15 protein-coding genes are annotated in these 18,959 nt (G+C 39.7%); 5 read left to right on the top strand and 10 right to left on the bottom strand.

Annotation, left to right across the window (positions count from 1 at the left end; translation table 11 throughout):
• Positions 1–27: 27 nt before the first annotated feature.
• A complete protein-coding gene (gene aspS / locus MKL33_RS18055; protein ID WP_005064200.1) occupies positions 28–1,812 on the bottom strand; it encodes an aspartate--tRNA ligase in 1,785 nt (594 codons plus the stop codon).
• Between the two features lie 170 nt (positions 1,813–1,982).
• Complete coding sequence (locus tag MKL33_RS18060) at positions 1,983–2,747, bottom strand: DUF4184 family protein (protein WP_270907471.1); 765 nt, start codon at positions 2,745–2,747, stop codon at positions 1,983–1,985.
• 136 nt (positions 2,748–2,883) lie between these two features.
• On the opposite strand from MKL33_RS18060, the gene znuD reads away from it, so the two are divergent.
• Entirely contained in the window at positions 2,884–4,959 is a 2,076-nt protein-coding gene (gene znuD, locus MKL33_RS18065; protein ID WP_174723083.1) for a zinc piracy TonB-dependent receptor ZnuD, read from the top strand.
• Between the two features lie 75 nt (positions 4,960–5,034).
• Positions 5,035–6,498, top strand: coding sequence for a phospholipase D family protein (locus MKL33_RS18070; protein ID WP_206243089.1), 1,464 nt, complete (start codon positions 5,035–5,037; stop codon positions 6,496–6,498).
• Between the two features lie 278 nt (positions 6,499–6,776).
• Here MKL33_RS18070 and MKL33_RS18075 read toward each other — a convergent pair whose 3' ends face one another.
• Positions 6,777–7,223 (bottom strand): hypothetical protein, encoded by a 447-nt coding sequence (locus tag MKL33_RS18075; RefSeq protein ID WP_068528956.1) that lies wholly within the window; start codon positions 7,221–7,223, stop codon positions 6,777–6,779.
• A gap of 165 nt (positions 7,224–7,388) precedes the next feature.
• Here MKL33_RS18075 and MKL33_RS18080 point away from each other — a divergent pair, with 165 nt between their 5' ends.
• The gene (locus tag MKL33_RS18080) at positions 7,389–7,772 is read left to right on the top strand and encodes an RcnB family protein (protein ID WP_270907472.1); all 384 of its coding nucleotides are present in this window, start codon (positions 7,389–7,391) and stop codon (positions 7,770–7,772) included.
• Positions 7,773–7,810: 38 nt separating this feature from the next.
• Here MKL33_RS18080 and MKL33_RS18085 read toward each other — a convergent pair whose 3' ends face one another.
• The 4 genes from MKL33_RS18085 to MKL33_RS18100 form a co-directional block, all read right to left on the bottom strand.
• On the bottom strand, positions 7,811–8,293 hold the full coding sequence (locus tag MKL33_RS18085; protein ID WP_002116490.1) for a phosphate-starvation-inducible protein PsiE: 483 nt from the start codon (positions 8,291–8,293) through the stop codon (positions 7,811–7,813).
• Between the two features lie 119 nt (positions 8,294–8,412).
• The gene (locus tag MKL33_RS18090) at positions 8,413–10,194 is read right to left on the bottom strand and encodes an acyl-CoA dehydrogenase C-terminal domain-containing protein (RefSeq protein ID WP_069030789.1); all 1,782 of its coding nucleotides are present in this window, start codon (positions 10,192–10,194) and stop codon (positions 8,413–8,415) included.
• Positions 10,195–10,361: 167 nt separating this feature from the next.
• Complete coding sequence (locus MKL33_RS18095; protein WP_005804712.1) at positions 10,362–12,164, bottom strand: acyl-CoA dehydrogenase C-terminal domain-containing protein; 1,803 nt, start codon at positions 12,162–12,164, stop codon at positions 10,362–10,364.
• A 289-nt stretch (positions 12,165–12,453) separates the two neighbouring features.
• On the bottom strand, positions 12,454–12,831 hold the full coding sequence (locus tag MKL33_RS18100) for a hypothetical protein (protein WP_167563048.1): 378 nt from the start codon (positions 12,829–12,831) through the stop codon (positions 12,454–12,456).
• A 132-nt stretch (positions 12,832–12,963) separates the two neighbouring features.
• Between MKL33_RS18100 and baeS the strand changes: the two genes are divergently transcribed.
• Together baeS and MKL33_RS18110 are read left to right on the top strand one after the other, a co-directional pair.
• On the top strand, positions 12,964–14,622 hold the full coding sequence (gene baeS / locus MKL33_RS18105) for a sensor histidine kinase efflux regulator BaeS (protein ID WP_270907473.1): 1,659 nt from the start codon (positions 12,964–12,966) through the stop codon (positions 14,620–14,622).
• Positions 14,623–14,643: 21 nt separating this feature from the next.
• Positions 14,644–15,330: a response regulator gene (locus MKL33_RS18110; RefSeq protein ID WP_032036982.1), complete on the top strand. Its 687-nt coding sequence runs from the start codon at positions 14,644–14,646 to the stop codon at positions 15,328–15,330.
• 70 nt (positions 15,331–15,400) lie between these two features.
• On the opposite strand, the gene MKL33_RS18115 is transcribed toward MKL33_RS18110, so the two are convergent.
• The 3 genes from MKL33_RS18115 to MKL33_RS18125 form a co-directional block, all read right to left on the bottom strand.
• Entirely contained in the window at positions 15,401–15,982 is a 582-nt protein-coding gene (locus MKL33_RS18115; protein ID WP_270907474.1) for a L,D-transpeptidase family protein, read from the bottom strand.
• Between the two features lie 68 nt (positions 15,983–16,050).
• Positions 16,051–17,493, bottom strand: a complete 1,443-nt coding sequence (locus tag MKL33_RS18120; protein WP_270907475.1) for a protein adenylyltransferase SelO — start codon at positions 17,491–17,493, stop codon at positions 16,051–16,053.
• Positions 17,494–17,592: 99 nt separating this feature from the next.
• Complete coding sequence (locus tag MKL33_RS18125) at positions 17,593–18,765, bottom strand: acyl-CoA desaturase (protein ID WP_002116208.1); 1,173 nt, start codon at positions 18,763–18,765, stop codon at positions 17,593–17,595.
• Between the last annotated feature and the right edge of the window lie 194 nt (positions 18,766–18,959).

The raw sequence follows: 18,959 nt of genomic DNA on the forward strand, positions 1-18,959 counted from the left end.
GGTTTTTTAATTTGAAGATCTAAAAAATTATTTAGATTCTTCAGCTTTTGGCTTTTCACGTAAGCGGATACCCAAGTCACGAAGCTGGTTTGCTTCAACAGGAGCAGGTGCTTGAGTAAGTGGACATTCAGCAGTCTTAGTTTTCGGGAACGCAATAACGTCACGAATTGAAGTCGCGCCAGTCATAAGCATAACTAAACGGTCAAGACCAAATGCCAAACCACCGTGAGGAGGAGCACCATAACGAAGCGCGTTAAGTAAGAAGCTGAATTTCTCTTCTGCTTCTTCATCAGAAATACCAAGCGCTTCAAAAATCGCTTTTTGCATTTCTAATGTGTAAATACGAAGTGAACCACCACCAACTTCAGTACCATTCAATACCATGTCGTAAGCAACAGAAAGTGCTTCACCTGGATTGCTCTTCACGTCTTCTACGCTAGATTTAGGTAGCGTGAATGGATGATGAACAGAAGTCCATTTACCATCGTCAGTTTCTTCAAACATTGGGAAGTCAACAACCCAAAGTGGAGCCCACTCACAAGTTGAAAGATTCAAATCGTGACCAATCTTGACACGAAGCGCACCCATTGCGTCATTTACAACTTTAGCTTTATCAGCACCGAAGAATACGATATCGCCATCTTGTGCGCCAACACGTTCCAACAGCTCAAGTACAATCGGTTCAATGAATTTCACGATTGGAGATTGAAGACCTTCAATTCCTTTAGCGAGTTCATTAACTTTAATGTACGCTAAACCTTTAGCACCATAGATGCCAACGAATTTGGTGTATTCATCGATTGCACTACGTGGCAATGAAGCTGCACCAGGAACACGTAAAGCAACAATACGGCCTTTAGGATCTTTTGCAGGACCAGCGAATACTTTGAACTCTACTTCTTGCATTAAGTCTGCAACGTCAACGAGTTTCAACGGAATACGCAAATCTGGTTTGTCAGATGCATAGTCACGCATTGCTTCGCTATATGGCATACGGCGGAATTTTTCAAATTTTACGCCAAGCAAGTCGTTAAATAATTTAACAGTCATGCCTTCCATCAAATCCATGATTTCATCGTCGTTTAAGAACGATGTTTCAATATCGATTTGAGTGAATTCTGGCTGACGGTCAGCACGTAAGTCTTCATCACGGAAACATTTCGCGATTTGGTAGTAACGATCAATACCACCCACCATCAATAATTGTTTAAACAATTGCGGTGATTGTGGAAGTGCGTAGAAGCTACCATTTTGTACACGACTTGGTACTAAATAGTCACGTGCACCTTCAGGAGTTGCACGGGTTAAAATCGGAGTTTCAACGTCTAAGAAACCGTGATCGTCTAAATAATTACGGATCAAGTTAGTTACTTTAGAACGGAAACGTAAGCGATCTAACATTTCTGGACGACGGATGTCCAAGAAACGATATTTTAAACGGTGTTCTTCTGACACGTTAATGGTGTCATCATTTAACGGGAATGGCGGAGTTTCAGAAGCAGCAAGAACTTCGATTTCTTTGCCTAAAACTTCGATTTGACCACTCACCATATTTTGGTTTTCAGTACCTTCATAACGGCGACGAACACGACCTGTAATTTTTAATACATATTCAGAACGTGCTTTATCTGCTGTTGCAAATGCTTCTGGAGTATCTGGGTCAATAACCACTTGAACGAGACCATCACGGTCACGCATATCAAGGAAAATAACACCGCCATGGTCACGGCGACGATGTACCCAACCGCATAGTGTAACGGTCTGGTCGATTTGGGCTTCAGTTAAAGAGCCACAGTAATGAGTTCGCATCATGATGAAGATTATCCAAACTATATTGGCTGAAAGGACGGATGCGTAAACCGCGCACCGTCAAAAAAGTAAGTTTTCGATTATGCCTTGTTGGATGGTTTGTCACAAGAACTAGATCAAAAAACCGCAGAAATTAACCTGAAAATGAGCAATTTGGCAGCGATTTTAATTATTCATCCCATTCTTTGTTGTCGATCTAAAACCAAGAATAGTAAGCATCCTAAGCTAAAGGTACTTAACCAACCTTGCATAAATTCATTAATAGAGCGGCCCGTAAAATAATACGTATCGGCATGCCAAACTTCATGAGGAATGTAGCGGGCATAATCCCAAAAAGAAAATAGGCCTAACACTGTAGATAAAATCAAAAGAAACCATGCGAAAATTTTAATTTTTTTACTTACTTTCCAGTGTTGTTTATAGCGCTGATAATAGTGAACACACATCCAAACAATAAAAGGTAAGGCAAGAGCAGAGGAGCCTAACTGTAAAAGACGATGTAAGGGATAAGGGTGTCCCAAAAGATGAACTGTGGTCGCTAATACATCTTTAAATACAAAGGTCCGAAAGTCTGAGTGTGTTAGACCATCCCAAATTAAATGAGTGGCAATCCCTAAAATAAGCGCGAGTAATGTTCCAACCAAAAATAAAAAAATACGTTTTAAAGAGTTGAGGCCAAGATCATGCTGAATACCGAAAAAACGGTAAATTACAGGTCGATATAGAAAGTACCAAATAGCACAAAAAATGAGGCCTAAGGCAAGGTTGGGATAAATCAGGCCTTTCCATTGATGTGTCAACATACCTGATTGCATTGTAAATAAGCGGTAAAGATCGGGTGTCATACTTCCAATTGCTAGAGCTGCAACTGGTAAAGTGTTTCGGCTAAGCTTTGAAAGAGGGGGTGCTATAACGGCATGAGAGATTGTAAAAGGCATTATAAAACAGAGATTACTCACATCATTTAATTGCCCAGTCTAACGAATCAGCCGATTGGAAATGTTTTTTATTGCAAAAAGACTGAAATGTTATAATATAACAAAACAAAAGGCGTAGCGATCAGAGAATCACCTCATGTTGTTCTATAAAAATATTTTGACCTTATCCATTTTAGCTGTCATATCCGTACCTTCGTTTGCAGCAGAAAGTGAAAATGTTGAAAAGCTAGAAACCATCCGAATTAAGGCTCATCCACTTGAGCAAACTTCACAAGATTTTGCTGTGGCAGATACTGTTGTTGATCAAAAGCATCTGTCGCAAGGCGCTGCTACCATTGGGGATGCACTCAGTAGTGAAGTCGGAATTTACGCGAATCAGTTTGGGGCTGGTTCGAGTCGTCCGGTTATCCGTGGACAAGATGGCCCACGCGTTAAAGTACTTCAAAACTCATCAGAAAATATTGATGTCTCGACCTTGTCTCCTGACCACGCTGTCACTGTAGATCCTGTGCTTGCGAAACAAGTCGAAGTAATTCGCGGCCCTTCAACTTTACTGTTTGGTGCGGGGACTGTCGGTGGTTTAGTCAACGTCATTGATAACAAGATCCCTACGCAAATGCCTGAAAATGGTTATGAAGGACAAGTTGGCTTACGTTACAACACTGGAAGTGATGAAAAACTGGCGAGTGCTGGTGTAACTGTAGGGTTGGGAAGCCAAGTTGCATTACGTGTTGAGGGGTTAACACGTGATGCGAATAACTATATTGCGCCCAATTATATTCATGAAGGTGAAAAAGAGCGCCGTGTAGACAATACTTTTGCGCAGGGTGACTCGGTTAATGTTGGTTTGTCTTGGATTTATGACCGTGGTTATACGGGTATTTCTTATAGTAACCGTCGTGATCAGTATGGCTTACCGGGGCATAGCCATGAATACGAAAGTTGTAGCGCTCATCTAGGTGGAAGACCGCATTTGCATTGTGGAGACCATGAACATGAAGAGGGTGAAGAAGGTCACGATCATGAGCATGAAGAACATGAACACGAACATGGCGGCCCATGGATTGATTTAAAATCTGAGCGTTACGATTTTAAAACCGAGTTAAATGATCCATTTGCAGGCTTCCAAAAGTTACGTGCGCAAGCAAGCTATACTGACTATCAGCATGATGAAATTGAAGAGGGAACAATTGCGACCCGATTCCAAAACAAAGGTTATGATGGACGTATTGAGTTAGTACATAACCCGATTGCAAGTTGGGAAGGCGTAATTGGCGCACAGTTAGGTCAACAGAAATTAGATTTAACTGGCGAAGAAGCATTTATGGCTCCGACCACTACCAAAAAGTGGAGCGTATTTGCTTTAGAACATAAACAATGGAAAGACGTACATTTTGAGCTTTCTGCCCGTGCAGATCAGCAAGAAATTGATGTAGATGATAACTCTAAACAAGATTTTGATGGTTCTGCATTTTCTTACGCAGGTGCTGCGAATTGGGAGTTTGCACCGAACTATAAACTGTCTTTTGTCGCTTCACATCAAGAGCGTTTGCCTTTAGCTCAAGAGTTATATGCAAATGGTGGACATTTTGCGACGAATACTTATGAGTTAGGAAATGATCAACTCAGTAAGGAAAAATCGAATAATGTTGAGTTAGGTTTGCATTTTGATAATGACAAACTTGATTATCATCTTCATGTGTACCATAACTGGTTTGATGACTACATCTATGCGCAAACCCTTGACCGTTATAAAGACTTCCGTTTAGTTCAATACACTCAAGATAAAGCACGCTTCTATGGTGCAGAGGGTGAAATTGGTTATCAAATTACCCCAATGTACAAGATCAGTGCTTTTGGTGATTATGTGCGCGGTAAAATTGATGCAGAAGGTAATGCTCCACGTATTCCAGCAGGACGTTTAGGTACTAAAGTCGATGCAGATTTTGGTGATGGTTTTAGTGGTTCTGCCGAGTACTACCATGTCTTTAACCAAGATAAGATTGCAGCTTACGAGACCGAAACTGAAGGCTATAACATGCTCAATCTTGGGGTGGCATATTCTGGACAATATGGTGCAAAAACTGATTACCGTGTTTATATGAAAGCAAATAACTTGTTAGATGATACGGTTTATCAACATGCTTCATTCTTATCAAATATTCCACAAGTTGGACGTAATTTTACTGTAGGTGTTGATTTTAGTTTCTAAGGCTTTAACACGAAACTAAACTTGAAAAATCAATCCAAAAGACCTAATTTGAAACCATTAAGTTAGGTCTTTTTTATGCGTATTTTTCAACGAATTCATCAAAAAATAAATTGGTCAGGGCGTCGTTATATGGCGGTATTACTTTGCGTTGTTGCTATTGCATATCTTGCGTCAGCAATTTACCACACAGTAAAACCATTACCACAAGGGATTAACTTTAGTGGCAAGCTTAGACATGCCGATGTTAAATTTTTAGCAGACAAAACTTATCTTGATGCAAAAGGGCAACAGCAGGTTGATCAGCATATTTTTGATGAAATCTTGAAAATGATTGATGAGGCAAAAACCACGATTGTGGTCGATATGTTCTTGTTTAATTCTGAAGTGGGTGACTCAAAACTTAAGCAAAGACCATTAATGCAAGAGCTAACCGATGCATTAGTAAGTAAGAAAAGACAAAACCGCCAAATTCAGATTGTTATGATTACCGACCCGATTAACTCGGTATACGGTGGTATCAGCCCTGAACACTACCGTCAGTTACGTCAGGCAGGCGTTGATGTGATTGAAACGAATTTAACGCCTTTGCGTGCTTCTAACCCATTCTGGTCAGGCTTCTGGTACATCTGCTGTCAAAATATTGGCAATAACCCTGAAAAGGGCTGGTTACCGAATCCATTCGGTGATGAAAAAATTACACTGCGCAGCTATCTAAACTTATTTAATTTTAAGGCCAATCACCGTAAGACTGTTGTGGTCGATACCGATGCTGGTTGGAAGTCATTGGTGACCTCAGCAAATCCACACGATGGCAGCTCTAGACACTCTAATGTCGCGTTGGTTGTAACAGGGGCAACAGCTGCTGATGTTCTTCAAACTGAAGCTGCAGTTGCACAAATGTCAGGCAGTAGCTCTCCATCGCTCATTTTAGGTGACTTTGAAAAAGACGTTAGCAAGCCTCAAGTGCAGGTGTTAACTGAAGGCGCAATTTATCAATCTGTATTGAAATTGATTAATTCAGCGAAGCCGAAAGAGCATCTTGATTTAAGTATGTTCTATTTGTCTGAACGCAAGATTATTCAGGCGCTAAAAAGTGCCCAAGAACGTGGTGTTATTGTTCGTGTTTTACTCGATCCAAATAAAGATGCGTTTGGTCGACAAAAGAATGGTATTCCAAACCGTCAGGTGGCTTCAGAGTTACATGCTACCGGTATTCCAATCCGTTGGTGTGATACTCATGGCGAGCAGAACCATAGCAAAATGATCTTGAAATATAATGCCCAACACGCTGAGTTGATTGTAGGATCTGCCAACTTTACGGCCCGTAATTTAAAAAATTATAACCTTGAAACAGATATGTTGGTCATTGGCAAAGTTCAAGATCAAGTTTTTAAAGATGCACAAGATTACTTCAATACCTCGTGGTCAAACCTAAAAGATAGACAGATGAGTGTGGATTACGTGAAGTATGCAGATGAGTCTAAAGTGAAGTATTGGATTTATCGTTTTATGGAATGGTCAGGATTATCGACTTTCTAATTCTATTTTTTTATATAAACGTTGAGGCTATATGTTCACGACGGAGTCTTACTTAGTCTCACCCTAAAACTAGAGCTCATTCGTTACTTTGGTTTTGCCCAAAGTAACCAAAGGCATTTGTCATCCACAAAACCTGTTCAATATCTTCATTTAACCGATTTTATTGCAAATACAATATATTCATAAATTTCGGGCAGGTTGTGGATGACATTTAGCACAAGCGAATATTGGAAAATATTAATTTCTATATCACTTAGCCTACCCATCATTGAAATAATTTAAGGTGCAGGCGGAATCAATTGATCCAACGCTTTATCATCAAGTTTTTCGATTTCACTCAAATCCGTTTTAATTTTCCACTGCGACTCATCGTCAACAGGATTCGGCAAACGTGCTTCAAGCCAATCACAAACCACATCCGGAGAGAATTCAGGATGGTTACATTGAATAATCCATGATAAAAAATCTTTGGCTTCACCATTCATGTAAGGTGGCGGTGAAACAGGGAAGAATAATGTGGGTAGGCGTTCATTCGTCGATAGATAATTTAAAACATGACCTAGTTCTTGAACTGTTTGCCATGCAAGCACATGCTCTACGTCAATACTGAACTTAAACCACCAAGCATGTTCGCCATCTGCTCCATGAGCCATAATACGGGCTTCTTGTACACTTGGAACTTTGCAAAAAAATTGATGAAGACGCTCAAAACTGATTTCAGACACAGCAATTGACCTAGTTTGAAAAATGCTAATGGTAGCACAGATACAGATTCTTCATATTTTCTTTATAGTCATTACAAAGTTTAGCAATCAAAGCTGTTTTATTCATGGTTTCTCCTTGAGTCTCTTCTAATCTAGCTTCATATTAAGATTAAAAGGAAATAGGCCATGAAAAAGCCAATCGTTCTTGTACTTTCGACATTAATGTTAGGTATATCAGCTACCGCGATGGCCGATTCTGGACACCGTTGGAACAATGACCATGGTAAAAACTATGATCGATATGAGCATCGTGATGACCGCCGTCATGATTATCGTAATGATCACCGAGCGCCAGTTTGGTCAAATGCTGATCGTGGTAAGCATTATGGTAACTATGTTGCTTTTAAACGTGGTGAACGTATTCCTGCTCAATATCGCCATCGCCGTTATTATGTTTCGGACTGGAGAGCGCACCGTTTATATGCGCCACCACGTGGATACCACTGGGTTAAAACCCCTAATCAATACTTATTAGTAGACTCAAGACACAACATTTACCGAGTTCGTTAAACGTAAAAATAAAAAGGCCTCAATATTGAGGCCTTTTTCTATGCTAACTCGTCATCTTGCGGTTGAGGGGTTTTCAAATTATTTGAGGTTTTTGCGTGTTTCTCTTTCATCACTGATGGGTAGTGCCATGAAGCAAATCGAACGACTAAAATAGATAAAGCTAAAATCAAAATTGAGCCCGTAATAATGACTTGATCGATATCGGCTTTATGATCATGTTGAATGTCTGAAATGAGTAGACGGGTTAAGGCCGTAATCGCGACATAAATAAGAAAACGTACAGGCATATGGTTGGTTTTAAAGTAAATTCCAACCATTGCTCCAAGCTCTAAGTAAATAAATAATAATAAAATATCATCAATTGAAGCATACTTTTTGACGGTCAGAATTTCAAAAACCGTATTGGCTGCCGACCATGCCACCATACACCCGATAATAAATAAGGCTAAATAATGGAAGGCTTCTACGGCGTAATGTCCGAAACGGTCGAGTATTCGTTCGTATTTTTTAGGATCAGGCATAATAAGATCTTTTGTTCACTTCGTAATGTTTAGAAATTAAACAAATTTTGTGCCAATGGAAATAGTAAATACAAAATAAAAAACGCCTGATTATTCAGGCGTTTTTATGAAGAACTTAATTAAGCTTGATTTGTAAAGTAATCTTCACTAAAGCTCATAATTAAGTCAGAACCAGCTTTGATTTTAGCAATACGCGCATCAATATCTGGCAAGATACGTTCAACAAAGTACTGAGCCAAAGCAAGTTTGTTCTGATAGAAATCACCAGACTTATCTTTAGCAGCGGCAGCAATTTTTGCAAACATATATGAGAAGCTGAGTAAACCAACCGCATGTAAATAATCAACCGCAGCTGAGTTCGGGAACTCTACATTTTCAGCAGCTTGCTCAATAATAAACTGAGTGATTGCTTCGATTTCAGTTGCAGCATCTAAAGTTGCATCTTTAATGAAGTTCAAATCAGTGTCTAAATCATTTGCAAAGTCACGAATTTCAGTGATGTATTCAGCAATGAAAGCGCCGCCACACTTAATGGTTTTACGACCAATTAAATCTTGAGACTGAACGCCGTTGGTTCCTTCGTAGATTTGAGCAATACGAAGATCACGAATACATTGTTCCATACCCCATTCACGGATGTAACCGTGACCACCGAATACCATTTGAGCATCTAAAGTTGCTTGGAATGCGGTATCTGTGAGGTAAGCTTTTGCAATTGGAGTTAAAAGCGCAACACGGTCATTGGCTTTTTTCACTGCCGCTGCATCAGTTGAGAATTTAGTGATATCGAGTTGTTGACCTACATAGACTGCAAATGCACGAGATGCTTCATTATTTGCACGCACATTTAACAACATACGACGTACATCACCATGCACTAAAATGCTGTCAGCAGGTTTATTTGGCGATTGAACACCAGCTGCACTGCGGCCTTGTAAACGGTCAGTCGCGTATTGAGCAGCATTTTGATAAGCAAATTCAGAAGCGCCTAAACCTTGAATACCCATTGATAAACGTTCGTAGTTCATCATAACGAACATTGCAGCAAGGCCTTCGTTTTCTTTACCAACGAGGTAACCTTTAGCTCCATCAAAGTTCATTACACAAGTTGCAGATGCTTTGATACCCATTTTATGTTCAATAGAACCTGGGCCAACATGGTTACGGTCGCCTAAAGAACCATCTTCATTTACAAGGTATTTTGGTACGATAAATAACGAGATACCACGTGAACCAGCAGGGGCATCTGGAGTTTTAGCAAGTACCAAGTGAATGATGTTTTCTGCTAAATCGTTGTCACCACCAGTGATGAAGATTTTAGTACCGGTAATGTTATATGTACCGTCTTCATTACGTTCTGCTTTGGTTTTGATAATCCCTAAGTCAGTACCTGCATGTGGCTCAGTTAAGCACATGGTACCTGACCATTCACCTGAATAAATCTTAGGTAAATAAGTTTCTTTTTGTTCTTGAGATGCGTAGCTGCTTAAAGCCATACCTGCACCCACTGAAAGAAGAGGATAAAGCATGAAAGATGGGTTAGTCGCAAATAACATTTCATCAGAAAGAACGGTGAGCATTTTTGGCATGCCTTGACCGCCCCATTCTTCATCGGCACCTAGGCCAATCCAACCACCTTCTGCATATTGACGAAATGCATCTTTAAAACCAGCTGGTGTGAATACTTCGCCGTTTTCATAGCGAGCACCTTCTTCATCACCAGTACGGTTTAATGGATGAGTCACGTTCTGAGCAAATTTAGCCATTTCTTCTAAAATTGCTTCAGCTGTTGCAGCATCTACATGAGCGAGTTTCTCATTAGACTGCCAAAATTGTTCTGCTTTAAATACATCATTTAAGATGAATTTCATATCAGCTAAAGGAGCATTGTAAATTGGCATAATCGTTCACCTTTTTTGTGCACATTGGCCTGTGCTAGATATCCTGTAAAACGAAATGGATATGGAATTTAAAGTGTAAATTTATCATTGATTTTATAAAAAAAGGACCGTCAAAACTGAGCAGTCCTTTTTTGTTTTTTAACATTGCATATCGCAACTAACTATGGTTAGAAAGCGAAATGTTCAGCGTCTAATGACATTAATGGATCTAGACCACCAGCGATCACATCTACGTGAGAACGTACACGTGGCAAGATTTTCTTGAAGTAGAAACGAGCAGTAGTTACTTTCGCATTGTAGAAGTCAACATCGGTTGTACCTTCTGCTAATTTCTCTTGTGCTACAAGCGCCATACGAGCCCATAGGTAAGCTAAAGTGATATAACCTGCGAAGTAGAGGTAATCTACAGCAGCAGCACCGACTTCATCTGGGTTTTGCATCGCACGCATACCGATTTGCATAGTAAGATCGCCCCATTCTTTGTTAAGCGCCGCAAGCGGTTCAACAAATTCTTTCATAGCAGCGTTGTCTTTGTTTGCTTCTACGAATTTATGGATGATCTTAGTGAAGTCACGTAGCATTGCACCTTGAGTTTGCAATACTTTACGACCTAACAAATCAAGTGCTTGAATTTCAGTTGTACCTTCGTATAAGCAAGCAATACGTGTATCACGTACGATTTGCTCCATGCCATGCTCAGAAATAAAGCCATGACCACCGAAGACTTGTACACCGTGCTTAGCAGATTCAGAACCTGTTTCAGTTAAGAATGCTTTTGCAATTGGAGTCAATAAAGACAAGATGTTGTCAGCAAACTTACGCTCTTCTTCAGTTTCGCCTTTTTCAACGATATCTGCGTATTGAGCAAGTAAGTAAACAAGAGCACGACCGCCTTCAGCAAAAGCTTTTTGAGTTAAAAGCATGTTACGAACAGCAGGGTGAACGATAATTGGATCTGCTTCTTTTTCTGGAGCTTTAGGACCAGAAAGTGAACGCATTGCTAAACGTTCTTTCGCGTAAGTTAACGCACCTTGGAAAGATGATTCAGACGCTGCTAAACCTTGAACAGCAGTACCAATACGTGCTGTGTTCATGAAGGTGAACATACAGTTCAAACCACGGTTTTCAGGTCCAATCAAGTAACCTTTAGCTTGGTCAAAGTTAATGACACAAGTTGCGTTACCATGAATACCCATTTTGTGTTCGATAGAACCACAACGTACCGCATTACGTTCGCCAATAGATCCATCTGCATTTACATTGAATTTAGGAACGATGAATAATGAGATACCTTTAGTACCTTTTGGTGCACCAGGTAGGCGAGCAAGAACGATATGGATGATGTTCTCAGCCATGTCATGTTCACCAGCAGAGATAAAGATTTTCTCGCCAGAGATTGCATAGCTACCATCAGCATTTGGTTCTGCTTTAGTACGGATAATACCCAAGTCTGAACCTGCATGAGACTCAGTTAAGCACATCGTACCTGTCCAAACACCTGAAACAAGGTTTGGTAAATAAGTATTTTTTTGTTCATCAGAACCGTGATGCTCTAATGTACGTACAGCTCCGTGAGACAAGCCTGGGTACATGCCCCATGCCCAGTTAGAGCTACCTACCATTTCAGAAATTGCGATACCTAAAGAGTTAGGTAATGCCTGACCACCGTATTGTTCTTCTGCTGATAAAGACGGAAAGCCAAGTTCAATATATTTTTGATAAGCTTCTTTAAAACCTGTTGGAGTGGTAACTACGCCATCATTCCAAGTACAACCTTCGCGGTCGCCAACTTGGTTTAAAGGAGAAAGCTCATTTTCACAGAAGTCCGCCGCAGCTTCTAAATATTGATCAACCAATTCACGGCTTACGTTACCTTGGAAATCAGGTAATTTTGCATAGTGTTCTTCAGCATTTAATAATTCATGCAAAACGAATTGCATATCACGTAAGGGCGCTTTGTATTGTGGCATATCGGGTTCCTCAATACTGGTGAAACCAGAGTTATAATCTTAATCTATGATAATGTGCCATGAGGCACCTTGGACTATTACATCGTGCAACAACTTGCATAACTGTACAAGCACCTCAGGACCTTTACTTTGTGACTGCAAAGTCAAGAAAAAAAAGCTGAAACTATGTAAGTGCTTTGAGTGTAAATACTTTTGGTTATGTTTATATGATACAAATAGTCAAAATCGTAAACACTTATGTATAAACAAAAGGCGCCTATAGGCGCCTTTTGTTTTATGATTTTTAGAATTATTTTGCTTGAACTGGTGCAGGAACAGGGGCATTAACAGGTGGTTGAGGGCGTTTTGGTTCAAAACGAAGGTTACAAGTACCTTCAAGTGTCTTATCCCCAACTTGAACACTTACGGGTTGTCCATTGGCCTTACCATCACATGCTTTTTGAATTTGTTCAAAGCGAGCTTTACGTTCTGCGCGGTGCTGTTCCCATGCAGCTTTTTGTTCTGGAGTAAATTCACGGTGCTTCATACGGTGGTGCCCCTCACGTGGGCCATCTTGCATCATTCCATGCTCTGGTTTAGGTGGTTGAGTTGTCGATTGACACGCAGCCAAACTTCCCATTGTTACAATTGCCGCACTGAATAATGCAATTTTTGCCGTCATTTTCATATTTAAAGCCCTTTAATGTTGTGTTTTCTGATGGCTTAAAGATTAGATAATAAAGATGTAGAAACAATGGAGAGTTTTTCTTTTCGTTGTTGGTTACAATGCAAAATATAGGGTAAAAATGAGAGAGTGCTTTTGAACGTTCTACGTGTTCCCATTGCATTACGGTTATTTTTGACAGTCTTGCTCACCACATTACTTATTGCGACTGCAAGCTTGAGCGTTTTGCACTGGACAATGCAAAAGAACTTTGCCAAATATGTGGCTGACGTTGAAATGCAGAAACTAGACCGCCTCATTACCAATCTGGGCGATGTCTACACGGTGTACCATGATTGGGGGAATGCGATTCAGGCACAGATTTTACAAATCGAAGGAACTGCGGCTCCCGATGACTACGATCGTCTCTCGCAGTGGTGGCTCCGTCGTCAATATGACATTGCAATACAACAGCATTCTTTCGATGAACATGCCCTTATTAATATTTCACCGCAAGTTGCACCGACCAATAAAAATACTATTTTTAGTGATGAGGAATTAAGAGCACTCGAGCAAAATTTACCTTCCCAGTATCAACCCTTTGAAGGGCTAAGATTCCCTTTAAGCGCAAATCAGTTTCGCCCAAGTGATGATAAAAATAAATCAAAGAAGGGAAGCTTAAAAGATATTGAAACCCAAAATGGCAAGAAACGTTTTATTGCTTTACCAGACCGTTTAGGATTGAGTTCGCGTTTATCTCTATATGATGCACAGCACCAGTTTGTGGTAGGTGAACCGCCTTCATCAGATCAGATGTCATTTCGCCCAATTATTTTAAATAATAAAGTCGTGGGATATTTAGGTTTAAAGCCTGTTTTAGATAAAGAAGACGCTTTGAGTATTAATTTCTTTAGTAATCAAAAGCGTTATTTACTCTTAATCTATGCTTTAACCTTACTATCAAGTTTAGTTGCAGCACTGTTAATGGCGACTTATTTTAAAAAGCCAATTCAGCGTTTATTAAATGCAACCAATGAATTAACCAAAGGAAATTATCAACACCAAGTGGTCATTAAGCGAAATGATGAGCTAGGTGATTTATCAACCCAGTTGAACCATTTGGCAGAGATTTTACATCAGCATGAAGAGTCACGACGTCAATGGGTGGCAGATACTTCCCATGAATTAAAAACGCCTTTGGCTGTATTGCAAGCACAAATTGAAGCCATGCAAGACGGGATTCGAAAAGCCACACCTGAACATTTAGATGCAATGATGCGTCAGGTTTCAAGTCTGAAAAAATTGACCCAAGACCTTGCAGACTTGGCACAGGCAGATGCCCAGCAGCTTAAGTGTTATTTGAGTTCTGTTAATCCATGGGAAGTGGTACTACAAGAAGTTGAAAACTTTAAACCAAAACTTGAGCAGGCTGGTCTCGAAATTCAGGTTGAAGGAACAAGTTCTCCGCTATTATTAGACCGTGACCGGTTTAAACAGATTATTGTTAATTTAATTAGTAATAGTATTCGTTACACAGAAACAGGTGGCAAAATTCATATTCATACAAGTCAGAATCCTCAAGAGTGGACTTTGTATGTCGATGATAGTCCTTATGGTTTAAGTGATGAGCAGTTAAACCGTTTAGGTGAACGTTTCTATCGCGTAGATGATTCGCGTACGCGTAGTACAGGTGGAACAGGGCTGGGCTTAGCTCTGTCTTGTAAGATTGCGCAGGCGCTTGGTGGTACACTCAGTTTTGAACATTCACCATTAGGTGGTTTACGTTGTGTACTTACTTTTAAAAAGCAGAGTTAAATATAAAAGGAAAAATATCTCATGAAACATGTGATGTTGGTTGAAGATGAAATCGAATTGGCGCATTTGGTGCGTGATTATCTTGAAGCTGCCGGTTTTGAAGTAAGTATGTTTCATGATGGTCAAGATGCCTATGCGAGTTTCCAGCAACGTAAACCAAATTTGATGATTCTGGATCTAATGGTTCCACGAATGGATGGTTTAACGATTTGCCGTAAAGTTCGTGAACAGTCAGATTTACCGATTATTATGGTCACTGCCCGTACCGAAGAAATTGACCGAGTATTAGGTCTTAACATGGGCGCTGATGATTACGTATGTAAACCATTTAGTCCAAAAGAGTTGGTTGCCCGTGTACAAGCTGTTTTACGCCGTTTAGAGCGTAAGGCAGAGCCTGAGCAAAATGATTCTTTCCGAATTGATAAAGCACAACAAAGAATTTGGTATCAACAAAAATCATTGAGTTTAACGCCAACCGAATTTCGCTTACTTGAGCTATTTTTAGAGCATGTGGGGCAAGTTTATTCACGTGCACAATTATTGGATCATATTAATCCAGATAGCTTTGATGTTGCCGATCGTGTGATTGACAGCCATATCAAAAACTTGCGCCGAAAAATTAGTGAAGCAGCAGAAACTGGTAACCGCCATGAGTGGATTCAAGCAGTTTATGGTGTAGGTTATCGCTTCGAATATCCTGAAGAGTAAGTCTTCATAAAAGTTATTCTGTGGATAACCACAATGTTATCCACAGAAAATGTGGATAGTTTTAAAGATTTTATGGATAAATTATAATCTTGGTTTGATTGGGTACTAATTGCCAAATTTCATCTATATCTACATTTCTAACCGCGATACATCCTAACGTCCAATCCTTATGGGGCATATAAGTCGAGCTAAAAGGCAGCGAGAGTAATGATTTCGGAACAGATCCATGAATCATGATATCTCCTCCTGTTGGTTGATTATGTTGCTTGGCATAAGCAATATCTTTCGCATCGGGATAGGAAATATGCAAAGATTTATAGTAAGCACTTTGTGAGTTTCGCCAATCTATAGAATAAATCCCTTCAGGTGTTCTACCATCATTTTCAAAGTGTTTATGTCCTTTGGGATTAAAACCGAGACGAATCGGATATTGCCGAATCACGTCCTGATTACTCTTGAGCAGAAGTAGGCGTTGGTTTTTAAACACTTCAATTGAGGTAACAGGCTTGGTCTTGATTATTTCTTGGATCTCTTCATTTGAGAGGGCTTGATGGCTTGACGTAAAAGTCGGTAAATATTTTTCATAATTATAAAAAGCGATTCCCAGTGGAACTATAAGAAATGTACAAATAATGAGGGGTTTAATTTTCATATATTATTCTTTGATGTGTAAGAAACTCTCTTAAGCTAAGTGGCTTAAGAGAGTTTAGTTTTTTAATATTAAGATGAACAGCTCACTGCTACATCTGGAACATCACTTGGTAACGGACTTAAATCTTGTGGTTGTTCGAGTTCTGGTTGTCTTGTGTATGGCTGATTAAGTAGCTTAAATAAACGATCTACTTCGCTAAAATCATCTCTTTCCGCTGCTTCAATAGCACGCTGAGCCATGTGATTCCGTAAAATATAAATCGGATTTGCTTTTTGCATATTTGCATCAAGTTCATCAGTATCTTGATGTTCACGAATACTTTGATATTGGCTAAGAAACTCATCAAACTGTCGAATATCAAGGCAATCATCTCGTAGAGTTTTATATTCTTTATTTTGAAGACGAATAAAACTTTGAGTGTAATCGAGTTGTTCAGTTTGTAAGATTCTTAAAAACGCAAAACTACAATCAAGGCTGTCTTTGTGGAAATGGGGAAGTCCCATTTTTTGACATAAACCTTGTCCATAGTGTTCTAAAAAGATTGGTTCAAATTGTTCTAAGCAACGTGCTAACTCTTCTTTAAACTTATCTTTTTGTTCAGGTTCAGCGAGAGAAATTAAGTTGTTTAGCCACGTCCATAAGTTCCAATGGCCTATACTTGGTTGATTTTGGTAAGTATAACGACCTTGATAATCGGAATGGTTGTTGATCCAGTTCGGGCGAAAACGCTCCATAAAGCCATATGGACCAAAATCGAGTGTTGAACCTGTAATATTTAAGTTATCGGTATTCATCACTCCATGAGCAAATCCAACCAATTGCCATTTCGCAATCATAATTGCAGTACGTTCAACTACCTTTTTGGCAAAGGATAAAATTGGATTTTCAGTTTCTAAGCATTCTGGATAATGCCATTCAATACATTTTTGAGTGAATTCTGACAGCAATTCAGGTGCATATTGATTAATCCATTCGAAGTGTCCTAAACGAATATGACATTCAGATGTTCTAAGTAGCATTGCACCTAACTCTAATTTTTCACGCTGTACGCCTTGAGTCGAGGTTGTGAAACCGACTGCATGACTAGATACGACGCCTAAAGCATTTAAAGCATGTCCTGCTAAATATTCACGGACCACAGAACGTAATACTGCTCGCCCATCTCCCATTCTTGAATAAGGCGTAGGACCTGCACCTTTGAGATGAAGGTCGATGGTTTGGCCCTTTGTATTTAGTATTTGCGCAATGAGTAAGCCACGTCCATCGCCGAGTTGTCCTGCCCATTGTCCGAATTGGTGACCTGCATAGACCATCGCAAGAGACGGAAATTCAGGGAATGTACGCTGTCCACTACAGATCTCAACCCATGCATTTTTATCGTCTTCTGAACATTGCAGTTCATCAGCCAAAGCACTGTTAAAATGTCCTGCTTTTGCACCACGTAAAGGTGATGGTTGCTGAACATGAAATAATTTAGACGGAAGTGAAGGGTAGAGCGGATTAAACTGCATAGGCTTAGCAAAATAGAGAGAGCAGATTTCACTATAACACAGTTAAAAAGCAGGCATAAAAATAGCTCCCGAAAGAGCTATTTTAGATCAGAATTTATTTTAGTCTGACACCACATTGGTATTCTTTTTAACACTACGCATAAGTGTTTCTAAGCATTCGCGGTGATGACTTAAACGGTGTTCAAGCAATTGGAAATCAACTTTAAGCTTATGATCCATTCTATGAATCTTTTCAGCCATTGCTGCTTTTTTAGCTTGTAACTCTTGTTCTTTAAGTTTTGCCCAATCATTTAATGTATGTGTAAATGCTTCGTACTCTTGTGCAATACGTTGCTTCATTTGAGTAATGTCTGCATTTACATCATGACCATAAATAGCTAGGTCTTGTTCAGCGTATTTAAATTTCATCGCCAGTTCTGCTTTTTTAATATTAAAGCTTGGAATACGACGTAAATTTTTAGCTAAACCAATTTTAGAACATGACCAGATCAACCATTTTGTTGGGTCATATTGCCACCATTTCACACCATTACGATAGTCGTATTGGAAGATATGGTGATAGTTGTGGTAACCCTCGCCCCAAGTGGCAATGGCTAACCAGAAATTATCACGTGCTGAGTTTTCATCTGTATAAGGACGTTTACCAAACATATGGCAAAGCGAGTTAATAAAGAATGTAACTTGATGGCTGATGATTAAACGTAACAAACCACCTAGGAGGACTACACCCCATAGATCACCTGTTGCCCAACCGATTAAACCTAAAATACCAACATGAACTGCAACTACAAGTAGCGCGTAATATTTATGCTGGAACATGACCAATTTATCATTGAGTAGGTCTGGTGCATTTTTAAAGTCTGGCTCAGATGGTGAATGATCGCGGATCATCCAACCCATATGGGCATACCAAAAACCACGCTCAATCGAATACGGATCTTCATCAACATCATCAACATGTCGATGGTGAGTACGGTGACCAGATGCCCAGAACAAAATACTATTTTGCACGGCAAATGTTCCACCGATCATTAAAAGAATTTTAAGCGGTAACGACGCTTCATAAGCTCGGTGAGCCCAAAGGCGATGGTAACCAGCAGTAATCCCCATACTACTTAGAGCTAAAAGAAAAAATAAGCTTACCCATGCGCTTACACTAAAATCATAATAATACGCATAAATCGGGATTATGATTGCGGCAAGAATTGGTAAACCAATTAAGGTAATGCTAGCGGTCCAGTTAATTGGGGCTTTGAGTGGGGCGGAAGTCATATCCGGCAGCGCTCCTAGAATCCTTGTGAAACAAGGTACAAAGACAAAACGACATAGCAAAACCAATCATCAAGATATATTGCTATTCTATCCTTCATATTAGCACGTGCTTAGTGAGAATCACTAGCATTATTGTACAGATGTATTGAAAGAACCGTAACAGAATTAAACTATGTCAAAGAGTTTTTCAAGCA

The organism is Acinetobacter sp. AOR43_HL, assembly GCF_027854635.1.
In the GTDB taxonomy this organism is placed as follows: Bacteria; Pseudomonadota; Gammaproteobacteria; order Pseudomonadales; family Moraxellaceae; genus Acinetobacter; species Acinetobacter pittii.